A 23,292-nucleotide genomic window follows, 5' to 3' on the forward strand; every position below is an offset into this window, starting at 1 on the left:
CCGCGACGCTGGTAACAGCGGCGGCAGGGCAAACCCCACACGGAGCAAGGTCAAATAGAAAAGCGCTTCCCGCAAGGGATGAAGGGCGGCCCGTCCGATGCTTTTGGGTAGACTGCTGGACCCCGGGGGTGATCCCGGGGCAAGATGAATGATTGCCATCCCCGGGTTCATAGCCCGGGGAAACAGGATTCGGCTTATGGCCGGCTCCGGCGCGCTTCCCCCGAATCCCCGTTCCGGGGCTCTTCGGGGAAGGCGCGGCTGTCCAATTTCCCCCGCACCTTCCCCAGTTTGACCCTCGCCTCGAACTGGACCGGGATCCTGTCCCCGTCCTCCGTCAGCCAGACGTTGAATTCCCCCCCGTCCTTGAACAGCCCCCCCATCATCGCCTCGGTGTCCACCTTCCATGCCTTGAAGCGGCCGGCCGGTGTTTCGATCGACTCCAGTTTCCGGGCCTGCACCCGCACCTCCTTGATCCGGTCGTTATGTCCGATCACGAAAGTCCGGGAGGAGGCGGAGGAGAGCGGGGAGGCGCGAAACGCGTAAAGCGCGGAAAAGGGATCGTGAACGCACGCGGGGATTCCCTCCTTTATTTCATCCTTTTTGACTTCCGGCGGGTCGACCGCCTCGTCCGTCTCCCGGAACCGGAGCCGGCCCGAGTCGCGCAGGTAGTCGAGCTCGAGGCTCCGCAGGCGCTTTCCCTCGCGGGTGCGGCTGCGGGAGCCCAGCGCGCACAGCCGCTCCGGTTCGGAATAGAACCGGAAGGAGTCCTCGACCTCCATCCCGGCCAGCCGGGCCAGCGTGCCGCTCGAGCGCGCATCGAGCCGGACCTGGAGCGCCTCCTGCCCCAGAAACGTCTCCCCCCGGCGGAGCTCCAGCACCATCTCCCCCGCCGTCATGGAGGGGAGAAAGAAAAGGTACCAGGGGGGGTCCCATTTGACGGTGTACACGAGCCGTTCGCCGACGGGAAAGGGGGCGGGCGGGGCGGGGGGCGCCCCGGACACCGGCCAGGCCAGGAGGGCGACGAGCAGGATCGCCGCCGCCGAAAACCGCGTCCTGAGACTAGGGGACAAGGGTCGATCCTCCTTTCTCCGCCCGGAGGCATCCCGCCACGGCCGCGAACACCTCCTCGACGGCGATGTCCATGCATTCGGCCCCGGACCGGCATTTTCGCGCGTAGCAGGGGCTGCAGGCGAGGGCGCGCGTCACTCCCTCGGCGCGTGTCCCGTGCCAGGGCCCGTTCCTCGCGGGGGACGTGGGGCCGAAAATGCCGACCACCGGGACCGCGAGGGCGCAGGCGAGATGAAACGGCCCGGTATCGCCGCTCACCATGAGACGCGCCTTTCGGAGCAGGGGGATCATCTCGATGAAAGAAAGGGGGAGGTGGTGCGCCGACGGGTGGACGGCCGCGATCGCCCGGTAGAGCCCCTCCTCCCCCGGGCCCGTCGTCACGGCCGTCTCCAGCCCCAGCTCGCTCTGGATGCGCGCGGCCAGCAGGCCGAACCTTTCGGGGCTCCATCGCTTGGTGCCCCACCCCCCGCCGGGGTTCAACACGACGAAATCCCCGATGGGGGCGAGAAGCCGGTCGACGCGCGCGCCGTCCGCTTCGGAAACCTCCAGTTCGAAGGGGGCCCGGAGGCCCGGGTCGGCCCCCGCAAGGCCGGCCAGGAGCCGGTTCAGCTCGGAAACATGGACCGGCGAGGGCGGTCTCGGGAGCGTGCGGTGGTACAGGAGGTGGGCGGGCCATTCGCGCGCGAGCGGGCGGGAAAAGCCGATGCGCGTGTGCGCCCCCGAGAGGAGCCCCAGGAACGCGGACTTCAGGAGCCCCTGGAAGTCTATGGCCAGGTCGTAGCGCGCCGCGCGGAGCTCGCGGATCAGGCCGCGCAGCCGCTTCCATGCCGCCCGGTCGGGGGGGAAACGGGCCAGGGCGCGGGCGTCCAGGACGTGGACCCGGTCGACGCCGCGGATGGCGGCGGCCAGCGAGCGGCATTTTTCCGCCGCCAGCCAGTCGATCCTGGCGCGGGGAAAAGCGGCGCGCAGGCTCGCGAAGGCGGGCAGGGTGTGCAGGATGTCTCCCAGCGAACTCAACCGGAGAATCAGGATCCGCGGCCCCTGGCTCATCGGCGGAACCGGGACAGGATGACGGCGATCAGGTCGCGGGTCGCATGGCTCTTGGGGTCCCCCGCGATCGCCACGCGCCCGCCGTAGGACAGGACGGTTTCCCGCTCGGGGACGCTTTCTTCGGTGTAGTCGGTCCCCTTGGCGTGAATGTCGGGCCGGAGCTCGCGGAGGAGGGGGTCCACCGTGGGGGTGTCGAAGACGACGACGTAGTCGACACAGGCGAGCGCGGCCAGGATCTCGGCGCGCTCGCTTTCCGGCTGCAGCGGGCGTCCCTCCCCCTTGAGCTTTCTGACGGAGGCGTCGCTGTTGATCCCCACGATCAGGGCGTCCCCGAGCGCCCGGGCGGCGGCGAGGTAGCGGACGTGTCCGGCGTGCAGCAGGTCGAAACAGCCGTTGGCGAAAACCGACCTGCGTCCCTCCGCGCGCAGGCGCGAGACGATCCCGGCCAGTTCCGGCGCCGCCTTGATCTTGCCGCCGGGTTCCGGGCCGGGATTCATGCGTCCGCCTCGACGGCGGCGCGCAGTTCCGCGCGCGTGGTGGTGGCCGTGCCCCGCTTCATGACGACGATGCCCCCGGCGTAGTTCGCCAGCCGGGCGGCATCCTCGGGCCGGGCGCCGCAGGCGAGGGCCAGGGTGTAGACGGCGATGACGGTGTCCCCCGCGCCGGTGACGTCGGCCACCTCGTCGGTGCCGTAAACCGGGATATGAAGGGGGGGGCGCCTTTTCCGGAAAAGCGTCATGCCGAAACGCCCCTGGGTGACCAGCAGGGAGTCGAGCTTCTGGCGCCTCAGCGCCGCGCGGGCGGTAGTGCCGAGCAGGCGGGCGTCCCCGTCGATGGCGACGCCCGCGGCCGCTTCCAGTTCGGTGATGTTGGGGGTGATCGCGGTGGCCCCGTGGAACCGCGTCATGCGGAAGCGGGAATCGACCACGATGGGGATCCCGCGTTCGAGGGCGGCCCCGCGCAGCCGCTCGAACAGGGCCTCGTCGACCGACCCGTACCCGTAGTCGCTGACGATGATGCCGTCGGCGAAGCGGAGGGGGCCACGCAGCCGGGGCCAGAGCGAGGAGGGGGAAGGGGATCCCGCCGGCGCACGGTCGATGCGGACCACCTGTTGTCCCGCGGAGTGGTGGGCGCCGGCGAGGATGCGGGTCTTGACCGGTGTCGAGCAGGAGCGGAGCCGGACGAGCGCCCGGGTGTCGGCCCCCTTGCCGCGGAGCAGGGCTTCGAGCCCGTCCCCCGCTTCGTCGCGGCCCGCAAACCCGGCGACGGCGACGGCGCCACCCAGTTCGAGCAGGTTGTGAGCCGCGTTGGCGGCCCCGCCCGGCACCCGGACGAGATCCCCGTAATCGAGAACCAGCACGGGCGCCTCGCGCGATACGCGGGCGATGCGGCCGTAAAGAAACTCGTCGGCGATCGGGTCGCCTACGACCACCATCCTCCTGCCCGGGAATCGTTCCAATATTTCCAGCAGCTGTTCGCGCATTTCCGTTCGAGGAATGTAGCAGAGAACGGGGCAAAAGACAATTTGGTCATGCGCGCGCCAGGGCGCGGACAACCGCCCCGAGGAAAGCGCCCTCCTCGGGGAACTCCACGGCCTGGCAGGCGACGAGGAGGGGGAAATCGGGGGGGGCCGAAATCTTGACGGCATCCTTTTCCGTGACGATGACGACGTCGGCCGCGCCGCGGCGCGCCCCGGCCAGGCAGCGGGCCCAGTCCCGGGGGCCCAGGCGATGGTGGTCGCGGAAGAAGGCGGAGCCCCTCACCTGGACGCCGAGCCGCTCGACGTCGTCTCGAAAGCGCCCGGGATTGCCCAGGGCGGCCGCGAGAAACGCCGCGCGGAAGGCCGGGGGGGGCGACGCGCTCCCGGTCCTCCATTCGGGGTAGGGGACCAGCGAACCGATGCGCTGGATGCAGTGAAAGACGGGCATGTCCCCCGCCACCGAGCGGACGGCGGCGAGGGCCCGGACAGCCCCGGGTGAGTGCGGGGGGGCGTTGACCACCACGAGGTGGGCGCGCTGCAGCCCGGCGAAAGGTTCGCGCAGCGTCCCGAGCGGGAAGAGCCGGTTTTCCGCCAGGGGGCGGGTCGGGTCGACGACGAGGATGTCCAGGTCACGGTGCAGGCGACGGTGCTGGAACCCGTCGTCCAGGACGAAAACGGAGTCGGGCGCCTCGGCGGCGATGGCGCTCCCGGCCGCGTGCCGGTCGGCCGATATCCCCATCCAGATCCGGGGGAAACGGCGCCTGAGGAGCGCGGCCTCGTCCCCGATCTCGATCTCGGGGCGGACGGGGGTCACCCCCGGGGGGAGGATGCGCGGGTCGCGCGGGCCGCGCCTCCCGTACCCTCGGGTGAGGACGGCCGGACGGCGCCCGCGCTCGAGCAGCGCCTGGACCAGGAAGGCGACCAGGGGGGTCTTGCCCGACCCCCCCAGGGTGAGATTGCCGACGCTGATGACGGGGCCGGGGAGGTGTTTCAGCGGCACCCATCCCCGGGAGTAGGCATGGTTGCGCAGCCGGACCGCCAGGCCGTAGGGGCCGGCGGCGGCGGCGCGGAGGGGGGAGGGCAGGGTCGCGTCCATAGGCCGACAGGGTATCACGGGCCGGGGCGACGGCCCAAGTCCGATCCGTGACCGCTTTTGGGTTGAATAAATAATTCATGACCTGCATAATTATCGACCGGGGGCGACATGGCATCCAAGCGGGTCAGGCACTCGAAACTGCTCGACATCGTGCGCGGCAACCGGATCGAAAGCCAGGGGGAGCTGTCGCTGCGGCTGCGGGAGGAGGGGGTGGCGGTCACCCAGTCCACGCTGTCGCGCGACATCCGCGAACTCGGCCTGGTGAAGATCCGCGGCTGTTACCGCGTCGAAGGGGAATCTTCCGCTCTCCCGACGGGGGAGGCGCTGCGGAGGGCCGTGGGCCAGTTCGTGGTGCACACGGCCGTCAGCGGCAATATGCTGGTGATCCGGACGTCGCCCGGAAACGCGCATTCGGTCGGGGTCGTGCTCGACGCGGCCCGGTGGCCCGAGGTGCTGGGCACCGTGGCCGGCGACGACACCGTCTTCGTCCTTCTGGGCGGCAGCCGGCACGGCCGGGCGGTGCTCGAAAGGATCCGGGCAATGACGTCCTGATCCGCGTTCAGGGAGGGATCGATGAGAATCGCCATCAAGCTCGGAGGAAGCATCCTCGAGGATGCCGCCATCCGGGGCCGCCTGCTCCGGCAGGTTGCGGCGCTCGCCAAGGGGGGCCATGAAATCCTGCTCGTGCACGGCGGGGGGAAGAGCCTCAACCGCCGGCTCGGACAGCTCGGAATGGAGTCGAACTTCATCGAGGGGCTGCGCGTCACCGATGCCGCCACCCTCGAGGTCGCCGTCATGGTGCTATCGGGCGAGGTCAACAAGCGGATCGTCGCTGAAATGAATGCCCTGGGGGTCGGCGCCCTGGGGCTCTGCGGCGCCGACGGATCGGCCGTCCGCTGCGAGCGGGTCGAGGGGACTCCCGGGTACCCCGACGGGATCGGGTTCGTGGGCCGGGCCACCCGGGTGAACGCCCCGCTTTTCGACCTGCTGCTGGGTGCGGGCTATGTCCCGGTGGTTTCCAGCATAGCCTTCGGCCCCGGGGCCGGCCTCTACAACGTCAACGCCGACCAGATGGCCTCGGCGTGCGCCGCGGGCACGGGGTGCCGGACGCTGGTTTACCTGACCGATGTCGAGGGGGTCAGGGACGGGCGCGGCGAAGTGATTCCGCGGCTCGGGAAGGGGGAGATCCTCGAACTGCGCAGGCGCGGGGTTCTCACGGGCGGGATGCTGCCGAAGACCTCCTCCTGCCTGGAGGCGCTCGGGGCCGGGGTGGAGAGCGTCCATATCCTGCCGGGAGCCAGCCCGGACATTCTCACCAGATTCGCGGAGGGGACTCTGAAGGAAGGGACGAAGATTCATGGAAACGCATAACGATTACGATCTCGGCCCGGAGGAGATCCGGGCCCTGGAGGAGACCTGGCTCTTTTCCACCTACAAGCGCTCGAATCTTTACTGCGCGCACGGCGAGGGGGCCTACGTCCGGGACCTCGCGGGGCGGCGTTACCTCGATTTCCTGGCCGGGATTTCGGTGAATTCGCTGGGGTACAACCATCCCCGCATCGTCGGGGCGCTCCGTGACCAGGGGGGGCGCCTGATCCACTGCTCCAACCTTTTCTACAACCCCTTCCAGGGACTGCTGGCGCGGAAACTGGCCGCGCTCGCGGGGATGGAGCGGGTGTTCTTCACCAACAGCGGCGCCGAGGCGATGGAGGCGGCCCTCAAGATCGCGCGCGCCTACGGGAGCGCCCGGGGCAAGGGGGACAAATCGCGCATCCTCACCCTCCGCAATTCCTTTCACGGGAGGACCCTGGGGGCGCTCAGCATCACCACCCAGGAGAAATACCAGGCCCCTTTCCGTCCGCTGATCCCCGACATCGGCGTTGTCGAGGCTCTCACCCCGGACGCGCTCGCCGGCGCGTTCTGCGACCGGGTCTGCGCCCTGGTCGTCGAGCCGGTCCAGGGGGAGGGGGGAGTCTTTCCCATGCCGGCCGATTTCATGCAGGCGGCCCGGGAACTGTGCGACCGCCACGACGCCCTGCTGGTCGCGGATGAGATCCAGTGCGGGATGGGGCGGACCGGAAAATTTTTCGGGTTCGAGCATTACGGCATCCGGCCGGACGTGGTCACGGTGGCCAAATCGCTGGCGGCGGGGTACCCGCTCGGGGCCGTCCTCGGCAACGGGCGCGTCGCCGGCAGCCTCGGACCGGGCGATCACGGCACAACCTTCGGCGGCGGTCCGCTGGCGTGCCGGGTGGCGCTCGAGGTCCTGGCCGTCATCGAGGAGGAAGGGTTGATCCGGAATGTCCGGGAGATGGGGGACTACCTCGCCGAGGGGCTCCGGTCCCTTGCGCGCAGGCATCCGCTGATGGGGGAGATCCGGGCCCTGGGGCTGATGATCGGGGTCGAACTCGGCGCCTCGGCCAGGGAGACGGTCGACCGGCTGCTCGAGAAGGGCGTCATCGCCAACGCCGCGCACGAAACCGTGCTCCGTCTGCTTCCCCCCTTCGTCATAACCCGTAAGGAGTGCGACCTGTTCCTCGAGACGCTCGACGGGGTGCTCGGGGGGATCGAAGAGGAACAGCCACGACCGTCCTGACGGGGGAGCCGATGGCCGAAAGGATCTGCAACGAGTGTTTTCATTGTCCCAAATTCAATCAATGCGATGACATCGCGATGGTCGTGCGGCTATGACAGGAAAAAGATCGAAAACAGGCAACGGGAATCCGGCCGCGGGCTGGCATGAAATCGAGGGGGGGCTGACGGCGCCCCAGGGGTACCTGGCTTCGGGGGTGTCGGCCGGGATCAAGGACAAGGGGCCCGATCTGGCCGTGGTGTTCTCCTCCCGGCCGACTTCGGCCGCCGGGGTATTCACCCTGAACCGGGTCCAGGCGGCCCCCGTCCTGCTCTCACGGGAGCATCTGAAGGTTTCCCGCGGACGGGTCCGGGCGGTGCTGATCAATTCGGGGTGCGCCAACGCCTGCACCGGGGAGAGGGGGATGAAGGACGCCCGCCTCAGCGCCCGCAGCCTGGCGTCGCACCTGAACCTGGAGCCCGCGGAAGTGCTGGTCGCCAGCACGGGGGTGATCGGCGCCTTCCTTCCCATGCCGAAGATGTTGAAGGGAATAGCCGGGGCGGTGTCGGCCCTGAATTCCATGGGGGGGAGCGCGGCCGCGCGGGCGATCCTGACGACCGACACCGTGGAGAAGACCTTCGCGGTCGAAGGCCGCATCGGGGGGAAGACGGTGCGCATAGGGGGGATGGCCAAGGGTTCCGGCATGATTCATCCCAACATGGCCACCATGATCGCCGTCCTCACCACCGACCTGCGCATCCCGCCGCGCGAACTCGGCCGCTGCCTGCGCCGGGCCGCGGACCGCACCTTCAACTGCCTCACCGTGGACGGGGACACCTCGACGAACGACACCGTGCTGGTCATGGCCAACGGGGCCTCGGAGGCCTCTCTGGCGGACAGCCGGGCCGTGTCCTTTTTCGAGAAGGGACTCCTCGCGGTCTGCGAGGAACTGGCCCGGCGCATCGCCCGGGACGGGGAGGGGGCGACCAAGTTCGTGGAGATCACCGTCAAGGGGGCGGCCGATTTCGAATCGGCGCGCAGGGTGGCCAAGACCATCGCGCATTCGCCCCTGGTCAAGACCGCGCTCTACGGCCAGGAGCTGAACTGGGGCCGCATCCTGGCCGCGGTCGGGTACAGCGGGGTCTCCTTCGACCCCGACGAGGTCGTGCTCGGCCTCAACGGGATTCCGATCTTCCGAGGCGGCGCCCCCGTCGCTTCGACCCGGAGCCGGGCCGAGGAAGCGATGAAGGAGCACGACCTCCGGATCGAGGTCGACCTCGGGGAGGGGAAGGCGAGCGCCCGCGTCTGGACCTGCGACCTCAGCCACGAGTACGTCAATATCAACGCGAGCTATATCTCCTGAGCCGCGCCGGGGACGCGCAAATTGTCTTGACAATCGTCTTTGCCGGTCTAAGATACCGTAAGACCGCATGCAGGGTCGACGGGATGGACTATTATGAGGCTTTACCAGCCGGAACGGTGTGACGCCATATTCCACCTCCGAATCCTCCGCCTTAAAGAGCGCCTTAATCTCCCCAGGCCTTAACCCGATGTCCGCCCGCAAGTCCGGCGGCAGAACCGGGTCCAGGAAACCGGTGAAAGGATCCAGCAATGACAGATCGAGTGCTCATTTTCGATACCACGTTAAGGGACGGCGAGCAGTCTCCCGGGGCCAGCATGACCATCAGGGAAAAGCTGATGCTGGCCGAGCAACTGGAACGGATGCGTGTGGATGTCATTGAAGCCGGTTTCCCGGTCTCGTCCGAGGGGGACTTCGAGTCCGTGCGGCGGATTTCGGAAAAGATCCGCTCCATCACCATTGCCGGCCTGGCCCGCTGCAACCAGGGGGACATCGACCGCTGCTGGGAGGCGGTCAAGGCGGCGGCAAAGCCAAGAATTCACGTATTCATCGCAACATCCGATATACACCTGAAGTATAAGTTGAATAAAAGCAGGGAGCAGGTGCTCCAAAGCGCCCGGGAGGCGGTGGCCTACGCCCGCTCCCTCTGCCCCGAGGTGGAGTTTTCCGCGGAGGACGCCACCCGGTCGGATCTGTCCTACCTGGCCGAAGTCGTGGAGGCGGTGATCGCCGCCGGGGCGGACGTGGTGAATATCCCCGACACCGTGGGGTACACCATTCCCACCGAATATGCCGAGAGGATCCGCTATCTGAACGCCCACGTCCCCAATATCGGGAAGGCGATCCTGTCGGTCCACTGCCACAACGACCTGGGCCTGGCGGTCGCCAACTCGCTCACCGCGATCCAGAACGGGGTGCGGCAGGTCGAATGCACCGTCAACGGGATCGGCGAGCGCGCGGGGAACGCCTCCCTCGAGGAGATCGTCATGGCGCTCAAGACCCGCCGCGACCTCTTCGGCATCGAAAGCGGGGTCGATTCCCGGGAGATTTTTTCCTCGAGCAGCATGGTGACGAACCTGACCGGTATGATCGTGCAGCCCAACAAGGCCATCGTGGGGCGGAACGCGTTCCGGCACGAGGCGGGGATTCACCAGGACGGCATGCTCAAGGAAAAGCTCACCTACGAGATCATGCGGCCGGAGGATGTGGGGATCAAGGAAAGCAAGCTGGTCCTGGGCAAGCATTCGGGCCGCCATGCCCTGAAAAAGAAGTACGCGGAACTGGGATTCCACCTGAGCGAGGCCGAGCTGGAAAAGGCCTACGTGCTCCTCATGAAGGTGGCGGACAAGAAAAAGGAGGTCTTCGACGAGGACCTGATCGTGACCGTCCGCGACGCGCTGCGCATCGTCCCCTCGGTATACAAGGTCAAGAACGTCCAGTCCATCGCCGGGAACCAGGTGGTCGCCACCACGACCCTGATCCTGGAGAAGGAGGGGGTGCTCATGCAGGACTCCGCCACCGGGGACGGCCCCGTGGACGCGGTGGTCAAGGCGGTGAACCGCATCACCGGCATCGAGGGGAAGGTGGTCGAATTCACCGTCCGCAGCGTCACCGGGGGGCGGGATGCCGTCGGGGAGGTGTTCATGAAGGTCGATTTCGGCAAGGCTTCGTTCATCGGGAAGGCGGCCAGTCTGGACATCGTCGACGCCAGCACCCGCGCCTACGTCGACGCGGTGAACAAATCGATTCACTACCAGCTGGCCCTGGAAGCCCAGAATGGCCGGGCCGAAGCCTGAAGCCGCGGGGGGCACCCGCCGAAGGACACCGGGGCCGGGACTCCGGGTGGCCGCGGGAACGCGGGTGGCCGTGCAGGGGGAACTCGGGTCCTTCTCGCACCGGGCGGCCTGCCGCCTGTTCGGACCCCGGATCGATCCGGTGCATTGCGCCTCCTTCGACGAGGCTTTCGGGGCGGTCCGGAAGAAGAAGGCGGACCTGGCCCTGGTCCCCATCGAAAACACGCTGGCCGGAAGCATTCACAAAAACTACGATCTGCTGGCCCGGCATTCCCTGGAGGTCATCGCCGAGACTTCGCTCCGCGTCGAGCACAGCCTGATCGTGCACCCGGGCGTCCCGATCGGGCGGATCCGCCGGATCTATTCGCACCCGGCCGCCCTGGACCAGTGCACCCGGCTGCTCGGCCGGCTGCGGGGGGTGGAGAGGAACACCTCCTACGACACGGCCGGAAGCGTCCGGTTCATCAGGGACCGGGGGATGCGCGACGCCGCCGCGATCGCCTCGGAGGATGCCGCCCGCATCTATGGAATGCAGGTGCTGTTGCGGGGGATCGAGGACGATCCGGAAAATTACACCCGGTTCCTCGCGCTGGCGCCCCGGAAACGGTACCCCCGGGGAGGCGAGAAGACCAGCATCGTGTTCGGGCTCCGCAACGAGCCGGGAATTCTCTTCAGGGCGCTGTCGGTATTCGCCCTGCGCAATATCGATCTCAGCAAAATCGAATCGCGCCCGATCCGCGGTCTCCCCTGGGAATACCTGTTTTACCTCGACCTGCGGATCGACGTCCGGAGCCGCGAGTGTGCGCACGCGCTCCGGCACCTGAGGGAACTCGCACCCTACCTCAAGGTGCTCGGTTCCTATCCCGTGTTCTGACCCGCATCCCCCTTCTCCATGCAGTGCTCCACCGCCCGCGACAGCTCGGGGAGGCTGTAGGGCTTGGGAAGCAGCGCGCTGAAGCCCAGCGCGGAACTCCTCTCGGGGTTGATCTGCTCGCTGTAGCCGGTGGAGATGACGATGGGGAGGCCGGGCCGGAGGCGCCACACCGACTCCGCCAGGGACATCCCGGTCAGCTGCGGCATGGTCTGGTCCGTGACGATCAGGTCGAACCGGCCGGGATCCCGGCTGAACAGCTCCAGGGCCCGCCGGCTGCTGGTTTCCCCCGTAACCTCGTAACCCAGTTTTTCCAGGAACCTCCTGCCGAGCTTCACGAGGGTTTCCTCGTCGTCCACGAACAGGATGCGGCCGCTTCCCCCCGCGGGGGCCGGGGCGGGGGGGCCGTCGTCGGCCGGCAGGTCGGCGGAGCGGGGGAGGCAGATGTGGAAACAGGTCCCTTTCCCCTGCGCACTGTCGAGGTGTACGCGCCCCCCGTGAGCCTGCACAATACCGTGAACCACCGCCAGGCCGAGGCCGTTCCCCTCCCCGGCGGGTTTCGTGGTGAAGTAAGGGTCGAAAATCCGCTTCTGGATCGCGGAGTCGATCCCCGGGCCCGTGTCGCAGACGCTCAGGCAGACATAGTCGCCGGGAGGCAGGTCCGGGAGACCCTCCGCCGGGCACCGTACCGGTTTGAGGGCCAGGTGCATTTTCCCTCCCGTGTCCTTGAGGGCATGCGCGGCGTTGGTGGCCAGGTTGACCACGACCTGGTGCATCTGGGTGGAGTCGGCCAGCACCGGCGGGCAGTCGGGCGCGATATCGGTCGTGATCTCGATGGTGGCGGGCAACGTGGCGCGCAGCAGGTCGAGCGCCTCCTCGAGAACCGGTTTCAGGTGGGTGGGGCGGCGCGGCTGTTCGAGTCTGCGGCTGAAGGCCAGGATCTGGTTGACGACATCGCGCGCGCGCCGGGCCGCCCGGGAGATCTGGCCCAGGTTCTCGCTTACCGGGTGTCCCGGGGGGAGATCGGGTTCCGACAGTTCGGCGTAGCCCAGGATCGCGGAGAGGATGTTGTTGAAGTCGTGGGCGATCCCCCCGGCGAGGTTTCCGACGGCCTCGATCTTCTGGGCCTGCCGGAGTTTCTCCTCGCTCCGGCGCAGGGCTTTTTCCGCCTCCTTGCGTCCGGTGATGTCCCTGGCGATTCCGTGACCTCCGGCGGGGACGCCGCCGGAGGAGAGGATCTCGCCGTTGACTTCCACCATGACCGGATGTCCTTCACGCGACCGCAACTCGCACTCCAGGGCGCCGCACTCCTCCCCCCCGGTCTTCTTTTCGATCCATTCCAGGACTTCGGCGCGTGATTGCGGGGCCACCAGTTCGAGAGGCTTCATCGCGAGCAGCTCCTCGGCGGGGTACCCCAGGATGCGGGTGGCGGCGGGGTTGACCGAGCGGAGCCGGCCGGTGGCTTCGCAGGAAAAGACGATGTCGTTCGAACCTTCGAAAAGTTCGCGGTAACGGCGCTCCAGCGCGGCCTCGATTTCCAGCCGCTGCCGGATGATGCGGGTCTGGCGGTGGACCCGTGCCTTGAGCAGCCCGGCCCACCCGAGCGCCAGCAGGATCACCAGAAGCAGGAGGCCGATGGCCCACAGGGTGTGGCGCATGTTCCACCAGGGCGCATTCTTCAGCACCCGGATGTCTTCGGGGGTGCGCAGGAGGAAGCGAACGGCGTGCTGATCGCCCCCCCCCGCGGTCAGGAGCGAGATCCCGGTCAGTTCCAGTTCGCTGCCGTTGCGCAGGGCGGGGGGGGTGACGGCGCCCGGGCCGCCATGCAGAAAGGCCTCGAAAGCCATCGGGTTTTGCGCCAGGTCCTGGAGGATGTAGGTGTGCCCCTCGATCCCGTGCCACTGGTCCACCAGCCGTCCCCGGAGGCGCACGAGATCGCCGTGGATGGCGGCCGGGAGTTCCCGCACCCCCGACAGGGTCCTGGGGATGGGGGCGGGACCCGATCCCACCCTTTTGACGAGGGGGTGCTCCAGGGTGGGGGCGAATTCGCCCGGGGCCGGATAGCCGCTCACGCTCAGGATGTCGCTGGGGTTCACCGGCAGGGGCTGCCGGATCGGGATGGCGAGGGCGCCCGAGCGGTCGCGGATGTAGAGGGCCCCGGGCTGCTGGTGCAGCAGAACGCCCTCGATCCGGACCCGGTGGGGCGCTCCCCCGGGAGTGCGGAAGATATTCCCGATGGCGGACAGGGGGGCCGAAAAGGGATCGAAGGCGGGCCGCCCTTCGACCCGGATGTCGGCGATCGAGGGGACGTTCAGGCGGAAGCCGCTGATGTTGCCCCAGCGGCCGACCTGAATCGAGCAGACGCCCGTCGCCCGGATCTCGGAATCGAGCAGCGCCGCGGTCTCCTTGGCCGTCACCGGGCTCGAGAGCCAGAGCTCGATCGTTTTCCCTTCCCCGAACAGCTCGAGGCGCCAGCGGTTGCCGACCTGGTGGACGGCGCGGATCACCCCTCCGACCCGGACCCGGCGGCAGTCGTGGCGACCGGTGGAGAGCTGGTCCAGGGTGATGTCGATGGGCGGCGGGAAGGGGGCCGGTCCCAGGGTGCGGAATTCGGGCTTGGTGACGATGGGGGCGAAATCCCCGGGAGCGCTGAAGCCGCGGACCTCGTATTCGGTTTTCTCTTCCAGCTCGAGGGCGGGATCGAGCGAGTTCAGGTAGATGGCGTCCGGGCCGCTCTGCAAAAACGTCATCGAAAGCTGGGGGTTGTGGTAGGTGATCACCCCCCTGATCCTGACCGGATAACCCCGGGCCGCCTCCGCCCCCGAAAGCGACCGGATCCGGGAGATCCGGGTCAGCAGGGGGAGACCCTCTTCCTCGGCGCTTTCGATCGCCGCGGCACCGATCCTGAGAAAGACCGCGTTGATGATCCTGGGCGTGGGGCTTGCGGGGTCCGCGAACCCGACCAGCTCCACTTCGTCCCCGGGGGAGATCGGCCGGGTGAACAGCGGCTGGGCCGGCAGCGTCCCGGTCTTGTCCCTGACGAGCAACCCGCTCTCGGTCTGCCCGGGCATGACGGTCCCCTGGATCCGGATGCGGTGCAGCGGCGGGCCTTCGGCCCATGCCTTTTCGATATCCCCGACCGCCGTCACCGGGATTTCCTGGGCATTCATGGGGGGCGGGGCGAGCACCTGGACGTTGTCCTGCTCCGGGACCCAGAGCTCCAGCCGGACCGGCCGGCCGGCCGAGTCGGTGTTGACGGCCAGGACCCCCTGGACCCTGATGATGGAGTCGACCAGCTGCACGGCCGCGTTCCGGGCGGAATCCCGGAGCCGCAGGAAGGCCTTCTGCTTTCCCTCGTAGACCTCCAGGATGGTGTAGGTCCCCTCCTGGTAGGCGTTGTGAACGATCCCTTCCAGCTCCATCCACTCCCCCGCATCCACTGCCGGGTCGAGGAGGGAGAGGGAAAGCCTCCTGGCCGGCGGAAGCGGTTCGGGGGGGGCGGCCTCGATCCGGGTCCACCGGACGAGGGCGGGGTATGTCCCGGGCGCGCTGTGCCCCTCGATTTCGATCCAGTCCCCCGGTTCGGGCGCCGGGGCCGGGTCTTTCAGCTCGATGAAAACGCCGCCTGAAGGATCCTGGAGATTCAGCACCCCCAGTTCCGGGTTATGGTACCGCACCAGGCCCCGAAGCCGGACCGGGTACCCGCGGGCCGCCTCCGCGGGCGACAGGGCTTTCACGGCCGCCGCCTTGACCAGAAGCGGAAGGTACTGCCCGGACGGGGGCGCCGCCCCGAGGGGTGCGCGCAGCAGCGCCAGAAACATCAGGGCCGCCACAGCGCCGGCCCTCTTGACGGCCCGGTCCAATACGGGTGTTGGGGTCATGGGCCTAACTTACCGTTTCCAATACCGTTTTTGCAATGGGATTGGGAGATCGGAGGGCCGTTCCCCGCGGCGGCGGGAAGGGGGAAAAAGGAAAGGGAGGGCGGGGCGCAAAGACTTTAAGACTCCGGCCCGCACTCATGCTACAATCAGCGTTTATATTTTTGGAGAGGAACGCTTTATGGTGCGATCGGTCATTGCCGGGAGCGGCGTCTCGATCCCCCCCAACAGGGTGACGAACGACATGCTGTCCCGGATAATGGATGCCGGCGACGATTGGATCCGGGACCGGAGCGGGGTCGAGACCCGGTACTATGTGGACGAGGGAACGGCCACTTCGGACCTGGGGGCCGCCGCGGCCCGGCAGGCGCTCGAGAACTCCGGAGTCGGCCCCGAAGACCTCGACCTCGTCATCTTCGCCACGATGACGCCCGATCATTTTTTTCCGGGCTGCGGGGGGATGCTTCAGTCCAAGCTGGGGATTCCCCCGGTGCCCTGCTTTGACATCCGCCAGCAGTGTGCCGGGTTTCTCTACGGGATGCAGCTGGCCGATGCGCATATCCGCTCCGGCATGGCAAAGACCGTTCTCCTGGTGGGCGCGGAGACCCACACCGGGTTCATGCCCTGGACGCCGGAAAACTACCGTTACCTCTACGGGCTGACGGAGACTCCCCCGACCCCCGAGGAATATGCCTGGAACACGCGCTTCCGCAATGTTACGGTGCTGTTCGGGGACGCGGGCGCCGCGGTGGTGATCCAGGCCGGGGAGGGCGGGGACCGGGGCGTCATCGACTCGGTCCTCTACACCGACGGGACGGATTTCGACCGGATCTACGTCCCCGGCGCCGGTTTCCGGCACCGCCCCTACGTCGACGCCGGGCAGATCGCCCGCGGCGAGCATATCCCGGTGATGAAGGGGACCTATGTTTTCCGCAACGCGGCCAACTCCATGACGAGGGTGGCCGGGGAGGTCCTGGAGCGGAACCGGCTGACGACCGATGACGTCTCCCTGGTGCTGATGCACCAGGCGAACCTGCGCATCAACGAACGGGTTCAGAAGATGCTGGGCCTTCCCGACGGGAAGGTCCTCCACAACATTCAGAGGTACGGGAACACGACGGCGGCGACGATCCCGCTCTTGTGGGACGAAGCCGCGCGCTCCGGCCGGATCCGGCCCGGGGACCTGGTCCTCATGGTGGCGTTCGGTGCGGGAATGAACTGGGGCGCGCTCCTGTTGAGGGCGTGAGGCCCGGGCGCGGGGAGGTAATGGGCTTGACATGACCGGACCGCTTAGATACTTATCTCAACCCTAACCATTGATCATTTGAGGCCTCCTGAACTATGAGCAAAGGACTGGACAGAGAGACGCTGGACATGACGCTGGAAGCGCTGAGGGATTTCACCGCCGCGCGCCTGCCGGAGAAGAAGATCCTGGAACTGGACGCCACCGAGGAGTTCCCGATCGACATCGTGAGGGACATGTGCGGCGCCGAGCTGGGAATCCAGCTCCTGTTCATCCCCGAGGAGTTCGAGGGGATGGGGGGGGGCGCCTTCGATGTCTACCGGGTGTGCGAGGAACTGGCGCGCGTCGACCTGGGGCTGGCCACCGGGGTGCTGGCGACCTTCCTGGGCAGCGACCCGATCATCTTCGGCGGGACCCACGAGCAGAAGAAACGCTGGATGACGCGCATCGCGCTGGAGGGCCTGCTGATGGCCTACGGCGCGACCGAACCGGAAGCCGGGAGCGACCTGGCCGCCCTGAGGACGGTGGCGGAGCCGGTGGTGGAGGACGGGACCGTCAAGGGGTACCGGATCACCGGGAACAAACAGTGGATCAGCAACGGGGGGTACGCCGATCTCTATTCCGTCCTGGCCAGGGCGCCGGGGGGGGCCAGCTGGTTCATCGTGGAGAAGGACACCCCGGGGCTGGGGCACGGCAAGCCGGAGGACAAGCACGGGATCCGCGCCAGCAACACGGCCACGGTTTCCCTGGAGGACGTCTACGTCGACGCCGACCGCCTCGTCGGCGGCGTGGAGGGGCAGGGGCTCATCCAGGCGCAGCTGGTGTTCGGCTACACCCGGCTGATGGTCGCCGCCTTCGGGCTCGGCGCCGGCTGGGCCGCGCTGGACCGCGCCATTCCCTATTCGGTCGGCCGGATCCAGGGGGGGGCGCCCCTGTCCGAGAAGCAGGGGTATACCCACAAGCTCATCGTCCCCCACGCCGTGATGCTCGAGGCCGCCCGCGCCTACATCGAGGAGACGGCCGAACGGATCGACACCGAGGACAGCAACCTGAACACCGAGGGGGCGATCGCCAAATACCTGGCCACCGAGGCGGGGAACCTGGCGGCCGACGCGGCCATCCAGGCGCTCGGGGGATACGGCTACACGCGCGAATACATGGTGGAGAAGTACAAGCGGGACGCACGGATCACGAGGATCTACGAGGGCACCAGCGAGATCATGGAAATGACCATCTGCCGCGACCGCTGGCAGTCGCATCTGAAGACGCACGGCCGTTTCTACCACGACATGGCGCTCGAGATGGAACAGCTGCACGGCAGGCAGGGGCAGGTGGGCGCGGGGACCGCCGCCCTCTGCCTGCACGCGCTGGCGGAGCTGCTCGAGGTGGCCCGCAAACAGCGGCTGACGCGCCACCAGCACGTGCTCTTCCGGCTGGGCGAAATCATCGCCTGGGTGGAAGGGGCCGCCAGTCTCGCCCGCCGGGCGGTGCGGGCGGCGGACGGAACCCTGAGCGAAAAGGCCCATGGCCGCTTCAACGCCGATGCCCTGGCCGCCTTCGGCCGCATCTTCGCGCGCGACGCGGCGATGAAGCTGGCGGGCGAAGGGATGCGGTGGATCGGGTCGCTGATCCCCGAGGCGGAATCGGTCCAGCTTGAAAAACAGATCCTGATTCCGCAGATTTACCGGGCGCAGGCGGGGTTGCTGCCGGATATGGACCTCGCGGCCGACATCCTGTACGAGCGGCAGCCGGGGTAACCCCGGGGATCTTCGGGGGGGCGGCGGTGCCGCCCCCGGACCGGCCGGAGGCCATGGGCCCCGGCGGCGGGAATTGGGGAATTGTCTGGAGGTTCTGGAAGAATGAAAGCATCTGCAGCGGAAAAGGCGGTAGCCATTGTCGGCGTGGGGGCGGTGTTGCCCGACGCGCCCAATGCGCCCAGGTTCTGGCAAAATGTCCGGGACGGCGTCTACAGCATCACGGAAGTGGAGAAGGATCGCTGGGACTCCGCCCTGTACTACGACGCGGACCCGAAGGCCCCGGACAAGACCTATACGAAGATCGGCGGGTGGGTCCGGGAGTGGGAATGGGATCCGCTCAAATGGAAACTCCCCATTCCGCCGCGCGTCAGCCAGGCGATGGACCTGACCCAGAAATGGGGCGTGGTCACCGCGCGGGAGGCGCTGCTCGATTACGGGTATCCCTCGCGCCCCCTGAACACGGAGCGCACGGCCGTCATTTACGGCAACGCCATGGGGGGGGACACCCACCTCTATTCGGCCGCCCGGATCTTCTTCCCGGAATTCGCGGAGGAACTGGCCCGTTCGGCCGGTTTTTCCTCCCTGCCGGCCGGGGTGCGCAAGTCGATCCTCGAGCAGATGTACGAGGGGGTCGGCGGGAAAATGCCCCCGATCACCGAAGACACCATGCCGGGAGAGCTCTCCAACATCCTGGCGGGCCGCATCGCGGCGCTCTACGATCTCAAGGGCCCGAACTATGTGGCCGACGCCGCCTGCGCTTCCGCCATGGCGGCGATCACGGCGGCGATCTCGGGGCTGAACGACCACGACTACGACGCCGTGCTGACCGGCGGCATCGACGCCAACATGAGCCCCTCCACCTTCGTGAAGTTCTGCAAGATCGGAGCGCTCTCCGCCACGGGGTCGCGCCCGTACGCGGAAGGAGCCGACGGCTTCGTCATGGGCGAGGGGGGGGTGACGCTGCTCATGAAGCGGCTGGCCGACGCCGAGCGCGACGGCGACCGGATTTACGCCGTGGTGCGCTCCATGGGCGCCTCGAGCGACGGAAAGGGGAAGGGGATCACGGCTCCCAACCCGGCCGGCCAGAAGCTGTGCGTGCGCCGCGCCTGGGATAGCGCGGGTCTCCGGCCCGTCCCCGGGGACCTGATCGAGGGGCACGGGACCAGCACGAGCGTGGGGGATGCCGCCGAACTGGAGTCGCTGGTGGACATCCTGAACGAATTCGGCCTGGCGCGCGGCGCCCTGGCCCTCGGTTCGGTCAAATCCAACATCGGCCACCTCAAGGGGGGGGCCGGCGCCGCCGGTATCCTGAAGGCCGTGTTCTGTTTGAAGGAAAAACAGATCGCCCCCAGCCTGAACTTCGACCGCCCCAACCCGCACATCGATTTCGACAGGGCCCCGTTTCGGGTCAACACCGCGCTCAGGGCGTGGGAAGCGGCCCCGGGGCAGGTGCGGCGCGCGGGCGTCAGCGCCTTCGGTTTCGGGGGAACCAACTTCCACATGGTCCTGGAGGAATACGTCCCGGGCCGGATCGCGGGCGAGGCGAAGCCCCGGGTCGCGGTCCCCGGCAATTACGGGGAACCGGGCGCGGGGACCAGCCTGAAGACGCCGCTGCGGGGGGCGCTGGTCCTGGGGGCGCAATCGGAGGCGGCGCTCGTGGGGCGCGCCGAGAGCGCGTGCAGGGAGGCGGCCGCGGGGCGGGCGCCGGAGCCTGCGCCCCCGATGGACCGCGACCTGCGGGCCCCCTTCCGCCTGGTGGTCGATTACGGCGACGCCGCGGAGCTCGCCGACAAGCTCGGGCGGGCGCTCAAGGCGTTCGGGGAAAACCAGCCCGCGCGATGGAAGGCGCTGCGGCCCAAGGGGATCTATTACGGGAAAGGGCCGGCGCCCAAGGTCGCTTTCCTGTTCACGGGGCAGGGGTCCCAGTACGTCAACATGCTGCGGACTCTCCGGGAAACCGAGCCGATCGTTACGGAGGTGTTCGCGGAGGCCGACCGCACGATGACGCCGCTGCTCGGCCGCAGCCTTACGAGCTGCATCTACCTCGACGAATCGGACGAGGCGGCGGTGCGGGAGGCGGAAAACGGCCTCAAGCAGACGGCGATCACCCAGCCGGCGGTGCTGGCCGCGGAGACGGCCCTGGCACGGCTGATCGGCGCCTACGGGATCGCTCCCGACATGGTCATGGGGCACAGCCTCGGGGAGTACGGCGCGCTGGTGGCGGCCGGGGCCATCACCTTCGAAAACGCGCTCCGGGCCGTCAGCGCGCGCGGCAACGAGATGACCAAGTGCGCCATGGAGGACAACGGCCTGATGGCGGCCGCCTTCGGCCCGATCGACGAAATCCAGAAGATCCTCGGGACGGTCGACGACTACGTCGTCATCGCCAACATCAACAGCACCAAGGAGGCCGTCATCGGGGGCAGCACCACCGGGGTCGAAAAGGCGGTGGAGGCGCTCAAGCAGGCGGGCTACGTCGCCCGCGTACTGCAGGTGAGCCACGCCTTCCACACCCGGATCGTCGCCCCGGCGGGCGAGAGCCTGTCGCGGATCCTGGGGACGATGAACATCCAGCCCCCGGTCACCCCCATCGTCACCAACGTGACGGGCGAATTCTACCCCATGGGGCCGGGGGTGGTCCCGGAGATGATCGGATTGCTGGGGAAGCAGGTGTCCTCCCCGGTCCAGTTCATCAAGGGGCTCAACACCCTCTATGACGCCGGGGCCCGCGTCTTCGTGGAAATGGGGCCCAAGCGCATCCTGTACGGTTTCGTGGAGGATGTCCTGGGCGACCGTGAAGGGGTGGTTTCGCTCTTCACCAACCACCCGAGGATCGGCGAGGCGGCGTCCCTGAACCTGGCCCTGTGCGGACTCTACGCCGCGGGGCTGGGGGTCGGTCAGGCCGTCCGCGAGGAGAGCGCGGTCCTGACCGCGCCGGCGGCCGCGGCGCCCTTGCGCGCGGAGGCCCCGGCCATGGCGCCGGAGCCGCGTCCCGCGGCTGCGGCCGCACAACCCGCGGCTGCGGCCGCACAACCCGCGGCGGCGGCCGCGCAACCCGCGGCGGAGGCCGACCGCATCACCGAACTGGGACGGCTGTTCGCGGAGTTCCTGGACCGCGGGATGGCGATCCACGGCGGGGGAGGGAAACGGCAGGCGCCGCCGGTCGACCTGTGCATCACCGGTGCGGCCCTCGGCCTTCCGGGCGTGGACGGCGTCTTCAGCGACGACAACGTGGGGCGCATGCTGCGGGGGGACGTGTTCATCCGTCCGGTCCCGGAAGAGCTCCGGCGGCAGATGGTGGAGAAGAACATCACCCGGCTCCTGAAGACGGAAGGGGGCGAGGGCCGGTTCGAATACATCCAGAGCACGGCGGACGTGATCAAGCTCGCGGCGCGTTCGGAGGAGTTCGACATCGTCCGCGATTTCGGATTCCCCGAGGACCGGCTGGCGGCGCTCGACCGCGTGACCAAGCTGGCCATAGGCGCCGGTATCGACGCGCTGCGCGACGCCGGAATCCCCCTGGTGATGCGCTACAAGACCACCACCAAGGGGACCAAGCTGCCCGACCGCTGGGTGTTGCCGGACGACATCCGGGACGACACCGGAGTCCTGTTCACTTCCGCGTTCCCGGGTTACGACTCCTACGCGGAGATCATGGCCGACTTCTACCAGGACCGCGAGCGGCGCAACCGCCTCGCGGAACTGGAAACGCTGCGCGCGGGCTCCGGCGCCGGGGAGGCGCTATCGGGGGAGCTCGACCGGCGCATTGCGGCACTCAAAAAAGAGATCGAGGAGAAAACGTATCATTTCGACCGGCGGTTCCTGTTCCGGGTCCTCTCCATGGGGCATTCCCAGTTCGCCGAGTACATCGGGGCGCGGGGACCGAACACGTCGACCAACGGGGCCTGTTCGAGCGGCACGCAGGCTCTGGGGATCGCGAGCGACTGGATCCGCACCGGCCGCTGCCGGCGGGTGATCGTGATCTCGGCCGACGACATCACCTCCGACAACCTGTTCGGGTGGTTCGGCTCCGGCTTCCTGGCCTCCGGGTCGGCGGCCACGGGCGAGGTCGTGGAGGAAGAGGCGATTCCGTTCGACCGGCGGCGCCACGGGCTGATCGTGGGGATGGGAGCATCGGCCCTCGTGCTCGAGAGCGCCGATTCCGCGCGCGAACGCGGCATCCGCCCGATCTGCCAGGTGCTCGGGACCGTCGTGGCCAACAGCGCCTTCCACGGATCGCGCCTCGATGTCAACCACATCCGCCACGTCATGGACAAGCTGATTTCCCAGGTGGAGGCCGAGCACGGGATCGACCGGTACCAGATCGCCCCGGAAACGGTTTTCGTCTCCCACGAGACCTACACCCCCGCCCGGGGGGGGAGCGCTTCGGCCGAGGTGTTCGCCCTGCGCCACTGCTACGGGAGTGCGACCGACCGCATCCTCATCGCCAACACGAAGGGGGCGACGGGTCACCCGATGGCCGTGGGGTTCGAGGACGTGGTTTCGGCCAAGATCCTGGAAACCGGGATCGTTCCCCCGGTCCCCAACTTCAAGGAGGTCGACCCCGAGCTCGGGTATCTCAACCTTTCCAAGGGGGGGGCGTACCCGGTGCGCTACATCCTGCGCCTTGCGGCCGGGTTCGGGTCCCAGATCAGCATCACGATGATGCGGTGGGTGGCCACGCCGGACGGCCGGCGACCCGCGCCGGGGGCCCTCGGCTACGCCACCCGGATAGAAAACGCCGCGGCGTGGACCGGATGGCTGAAGCGGCTGAGCGGCTATGAGGCGCCGGAGGTCGAGGTCGTCAAACGCACGCTGCGGGTGCGCGACCAGGGGCCGACGGCGTACCGGGAAAACGGGAACGGGAACGGGAACGCCCAAGTTGCCGCCGCCCCGGTCGTCCCTGCCGCCCCGGCCCAGGCGGCACCTTCGGCCCAGGCGGCACCTTCGGCGCTGGCGGCGCCGGCGGCGCCGGCGGGGGACTCGGTGCGGGACAGGGTGATGGCCATCATCGCGGAAAAGACCGGCTACCCGACCGACATGCTCGACGATGACCTCGATCTCGAGGCCGATCTCGGCATCGACACGGTCAAGCAGGCGGAGATGTTCGCCGCCATCCGCGCG

General features: G+C 68.2%; 14 protein-coding genes, 1 other RNA gene and 2 pseudogenes. 11 read left to right on the forward strand and 6 right to left on the reverse strand.

Features of this window, described 5'->3' with window-relative positions:
- Positions 1-213, forward strand: an RNA gene (rnpB, locus tag GXY47_07850) — RNase P RNA component class A; the annotation flags it as partial.
- Positions 214-257: 44 nt separating this feature from the next.
- Here the strand turns inward: rnpB and GXY47_07855 are convergent.
- From GXY47_07855 to lpxK, 5 genes and pseudogenes are all read right to left on the reverse strand, one after another.
- Positions 258-1,070: pseudogene (locus GXY47_07855) on the reverse strand (DUF3108 domain-containing protein).
- Positions 1,060-2,118, reverse strand: a complete 1,059-nt coding sequence (locus GXY47_07860) for a glycosyltransferase family 9 protein (protein NLV31056.1) — start codon at positions 2,116-2,118, stop codon at positions 1,060-1,062. The pseudogene GXY47_07855 and the gene GXY47_07860 overlap by 11 nt, the downstream one beginning before the upstream one ends.
- Positions 2,115-2,615 carry an adenylyltransferase/cytidyltransferase family protein gene (locus GXY47_07865; protein NLV31057.1) on the reverse strand — a complete coding sequence of 167 codons (501 nt, stop codon included), beginning with the start codon at positions 2,613-2,615 and terminating at the stop codon, positions 2,115-2,117. Before GXY47_07865 ends, GXY47_07860 begins: the two co-directional genes overlap by 4 nt.
- On the reverse strand, positions 2,612-3,553 hold the full coding sequence (locus GXY47_07870) for a hypothetical protein (protein ID NLV31058.1): 942 nt from the start codon (positions 3,551-3,553) through the stop codon (positions 2,612-2,614). The genes GXY47_07865 and GXY47_07870 overlap by 4 nt, the downstream gene beginning before the upstream one ends.
- Before the next feature lie 94 nt (positions 3,554-3,647).
- A complete protein-coding gene (gene lpxK, locus GXY47_07875) occupies positions 3,648-4,694 on the reverse strand; it encodes a tetraacyldisaccharide 4'-kinase (GenBank protein ID NLV31059.1) in 1,047 nt (348 codons plus the stop codon).
- 108 nt (positions 4,695-4,802) lie between these two features.
- On the opposite strand from lpxK, the gene GXY47_07880 reads away from it, so the two are divergent.
- The 6 genes from GXY47_07880 (at position 4,803) to pheA (ending at position 11,293) form a co-directional block, all read left to right on the forward strand.
- Entirely contained in the window at positions 4,803-5,246 is a 444-nt protein-coding gene (locus tag GXY47_07880; GenBank protein ID NLV31060.1) for a hypothetical protein, read from the forward strand.
- 21 nt (positions 5,247-5,267) lie between these two features.
- Positions 5,268-6,065: an acetylglutamate kinase gene (gene argB, locus GXY47_07885; GenBank protein NLV31061.1), complete on the forward strand. Its 798-nt coding sequence runs from the start codon at positions 5,268-5,270 to the stop codon at positions 6,063-6,065.
- The gene (locus GXY47_07890; GenBank protein NLV31062.1) at positions 6,052-7,290 is read left to right on the forward strand and encodes an aspartate aminotransferase family protein; all 1,239 of its coding nucleotides are present in this window, start codon (positions 6,052-6,054) and stop codon (positions 7,288-7,290) included. Before argB ends, GXY47_07890 begins: the two co-directional genes overlap by 14 nt.
- Positions 7,291-7,381: 91 nt before the next feature.
- Positions 7,382-8,629 carry a bifunctional glutamate N-acetyltransferase/amino-acid acetyltransferase ArgJ gene (gene argJ / locus GXY47_07895; GenBank protein ID NLV31063.1) on the forward strand — a complete coding sequence of 416 codons (1,248 nt, stop codon included), beginning with the start codon at positions 7,382-7,384 and terminating at the stop codon, positions 8,627-8,629.
- 248 nt (positions 8,630-8,877) lie between these two features.
- Positions 8,878-10,422: a 2-isopropylmalate synthase gene (locus tag GXY47_07900; protein NLV31064.1), complete on the forward strand. Its 1,545-nt coding sequence runs from the start codon at positions 8,878-8,880 to the stop codon at positions 10,420-10,422.
- On the forward strand, positions 10,403-11,293 hold the full coding sequence (gene pheA / locus GXY47_07905) for a prephenate dehydratase (GenBank protein NLV31065.1): 891 nt from the start codon (positions 10,403-10,405) through the stop codon (positions 11,291-11,293). The genes GXY47_07900 and pheA overlap by 20 nt, the downstream gene beginning before the upstream one ends.
- On the opposite strand, the gene GXY47_07910 is transcribed toward pheA, so the two are convergent.
- Positions 11,278-15,171, reverse strand: a complete 3,894-nt coding sequence (locus GXY47_07910) for a PAS domain S-box protein (GenBank protein NLV31066.1) — start codon at positions 15,169-15,171, stop codon at positions 11,278-11,280. The two genes, pheA and GXY47_07910, sit on opposite strands and share 16 nt — an antisense overlap.
- Before the next feature lie 178 nt (positions 15,172-15,349).
- Here GXY47_07910 and GXY47_07915 point away from each other — a divergent pair, with 178 nt between their 5' ends.
- From GXY47_07915 to GXY47_07930, 4 genes and pseudogenes are all read left to right on the forward strand, one after another.
- The gene (locus GXY47_07915; GenBank protein ID NLV31067.1) at positions 15,350-16,414 is read left to right on the forward strand and encodes a ketoacyl-ACP synthase III; all 1,065 of its coding nucleotides are present in this window, start codon (positions 15,350-15,352) and stop codon (positions 16,412-16,414) included.
- Positions 16,415-16,509: 95 nt separating this feature from the next.
- Positions 16,510-18,168 carry an acyl-CoA dehydrogenase gene (locus tag GXY47_07920; protein NLV31068.1) on the forward strand — a complete coding sequence of 553 codons (1,659 nt, stop codon included), beginning with the start codon at positions 16,510-16,512 and terminating at the stop codon, positions 18,166-18,168.
- A 102-nt stretch (positions 18,169-18,270) separates the two neighbouring features.
- Positions 18,271-21,066: pseudogene (locus tag GXY47_07925) on the forward strand (type I polyketide synthase).
- A 222-nt stretch (positions 21,067-21,288) separates the two neighbouring features.
- Positions 21,289-23,292: beta-ketoacyl synthase (locus GXY47_07930; protein NLV31069.1), on the forward strand; the 2,004-nt coding region annotated here is incomplete at its 3' end.

The organism is Acidobacteriota bacterium (assembly GCA_012729555.1).
In the GTDB taxonomy this organism is placed as follows: Bacteria; Acidobacteriota; UBA6911; order UBA6911; family UBA6911; genus UBA6911.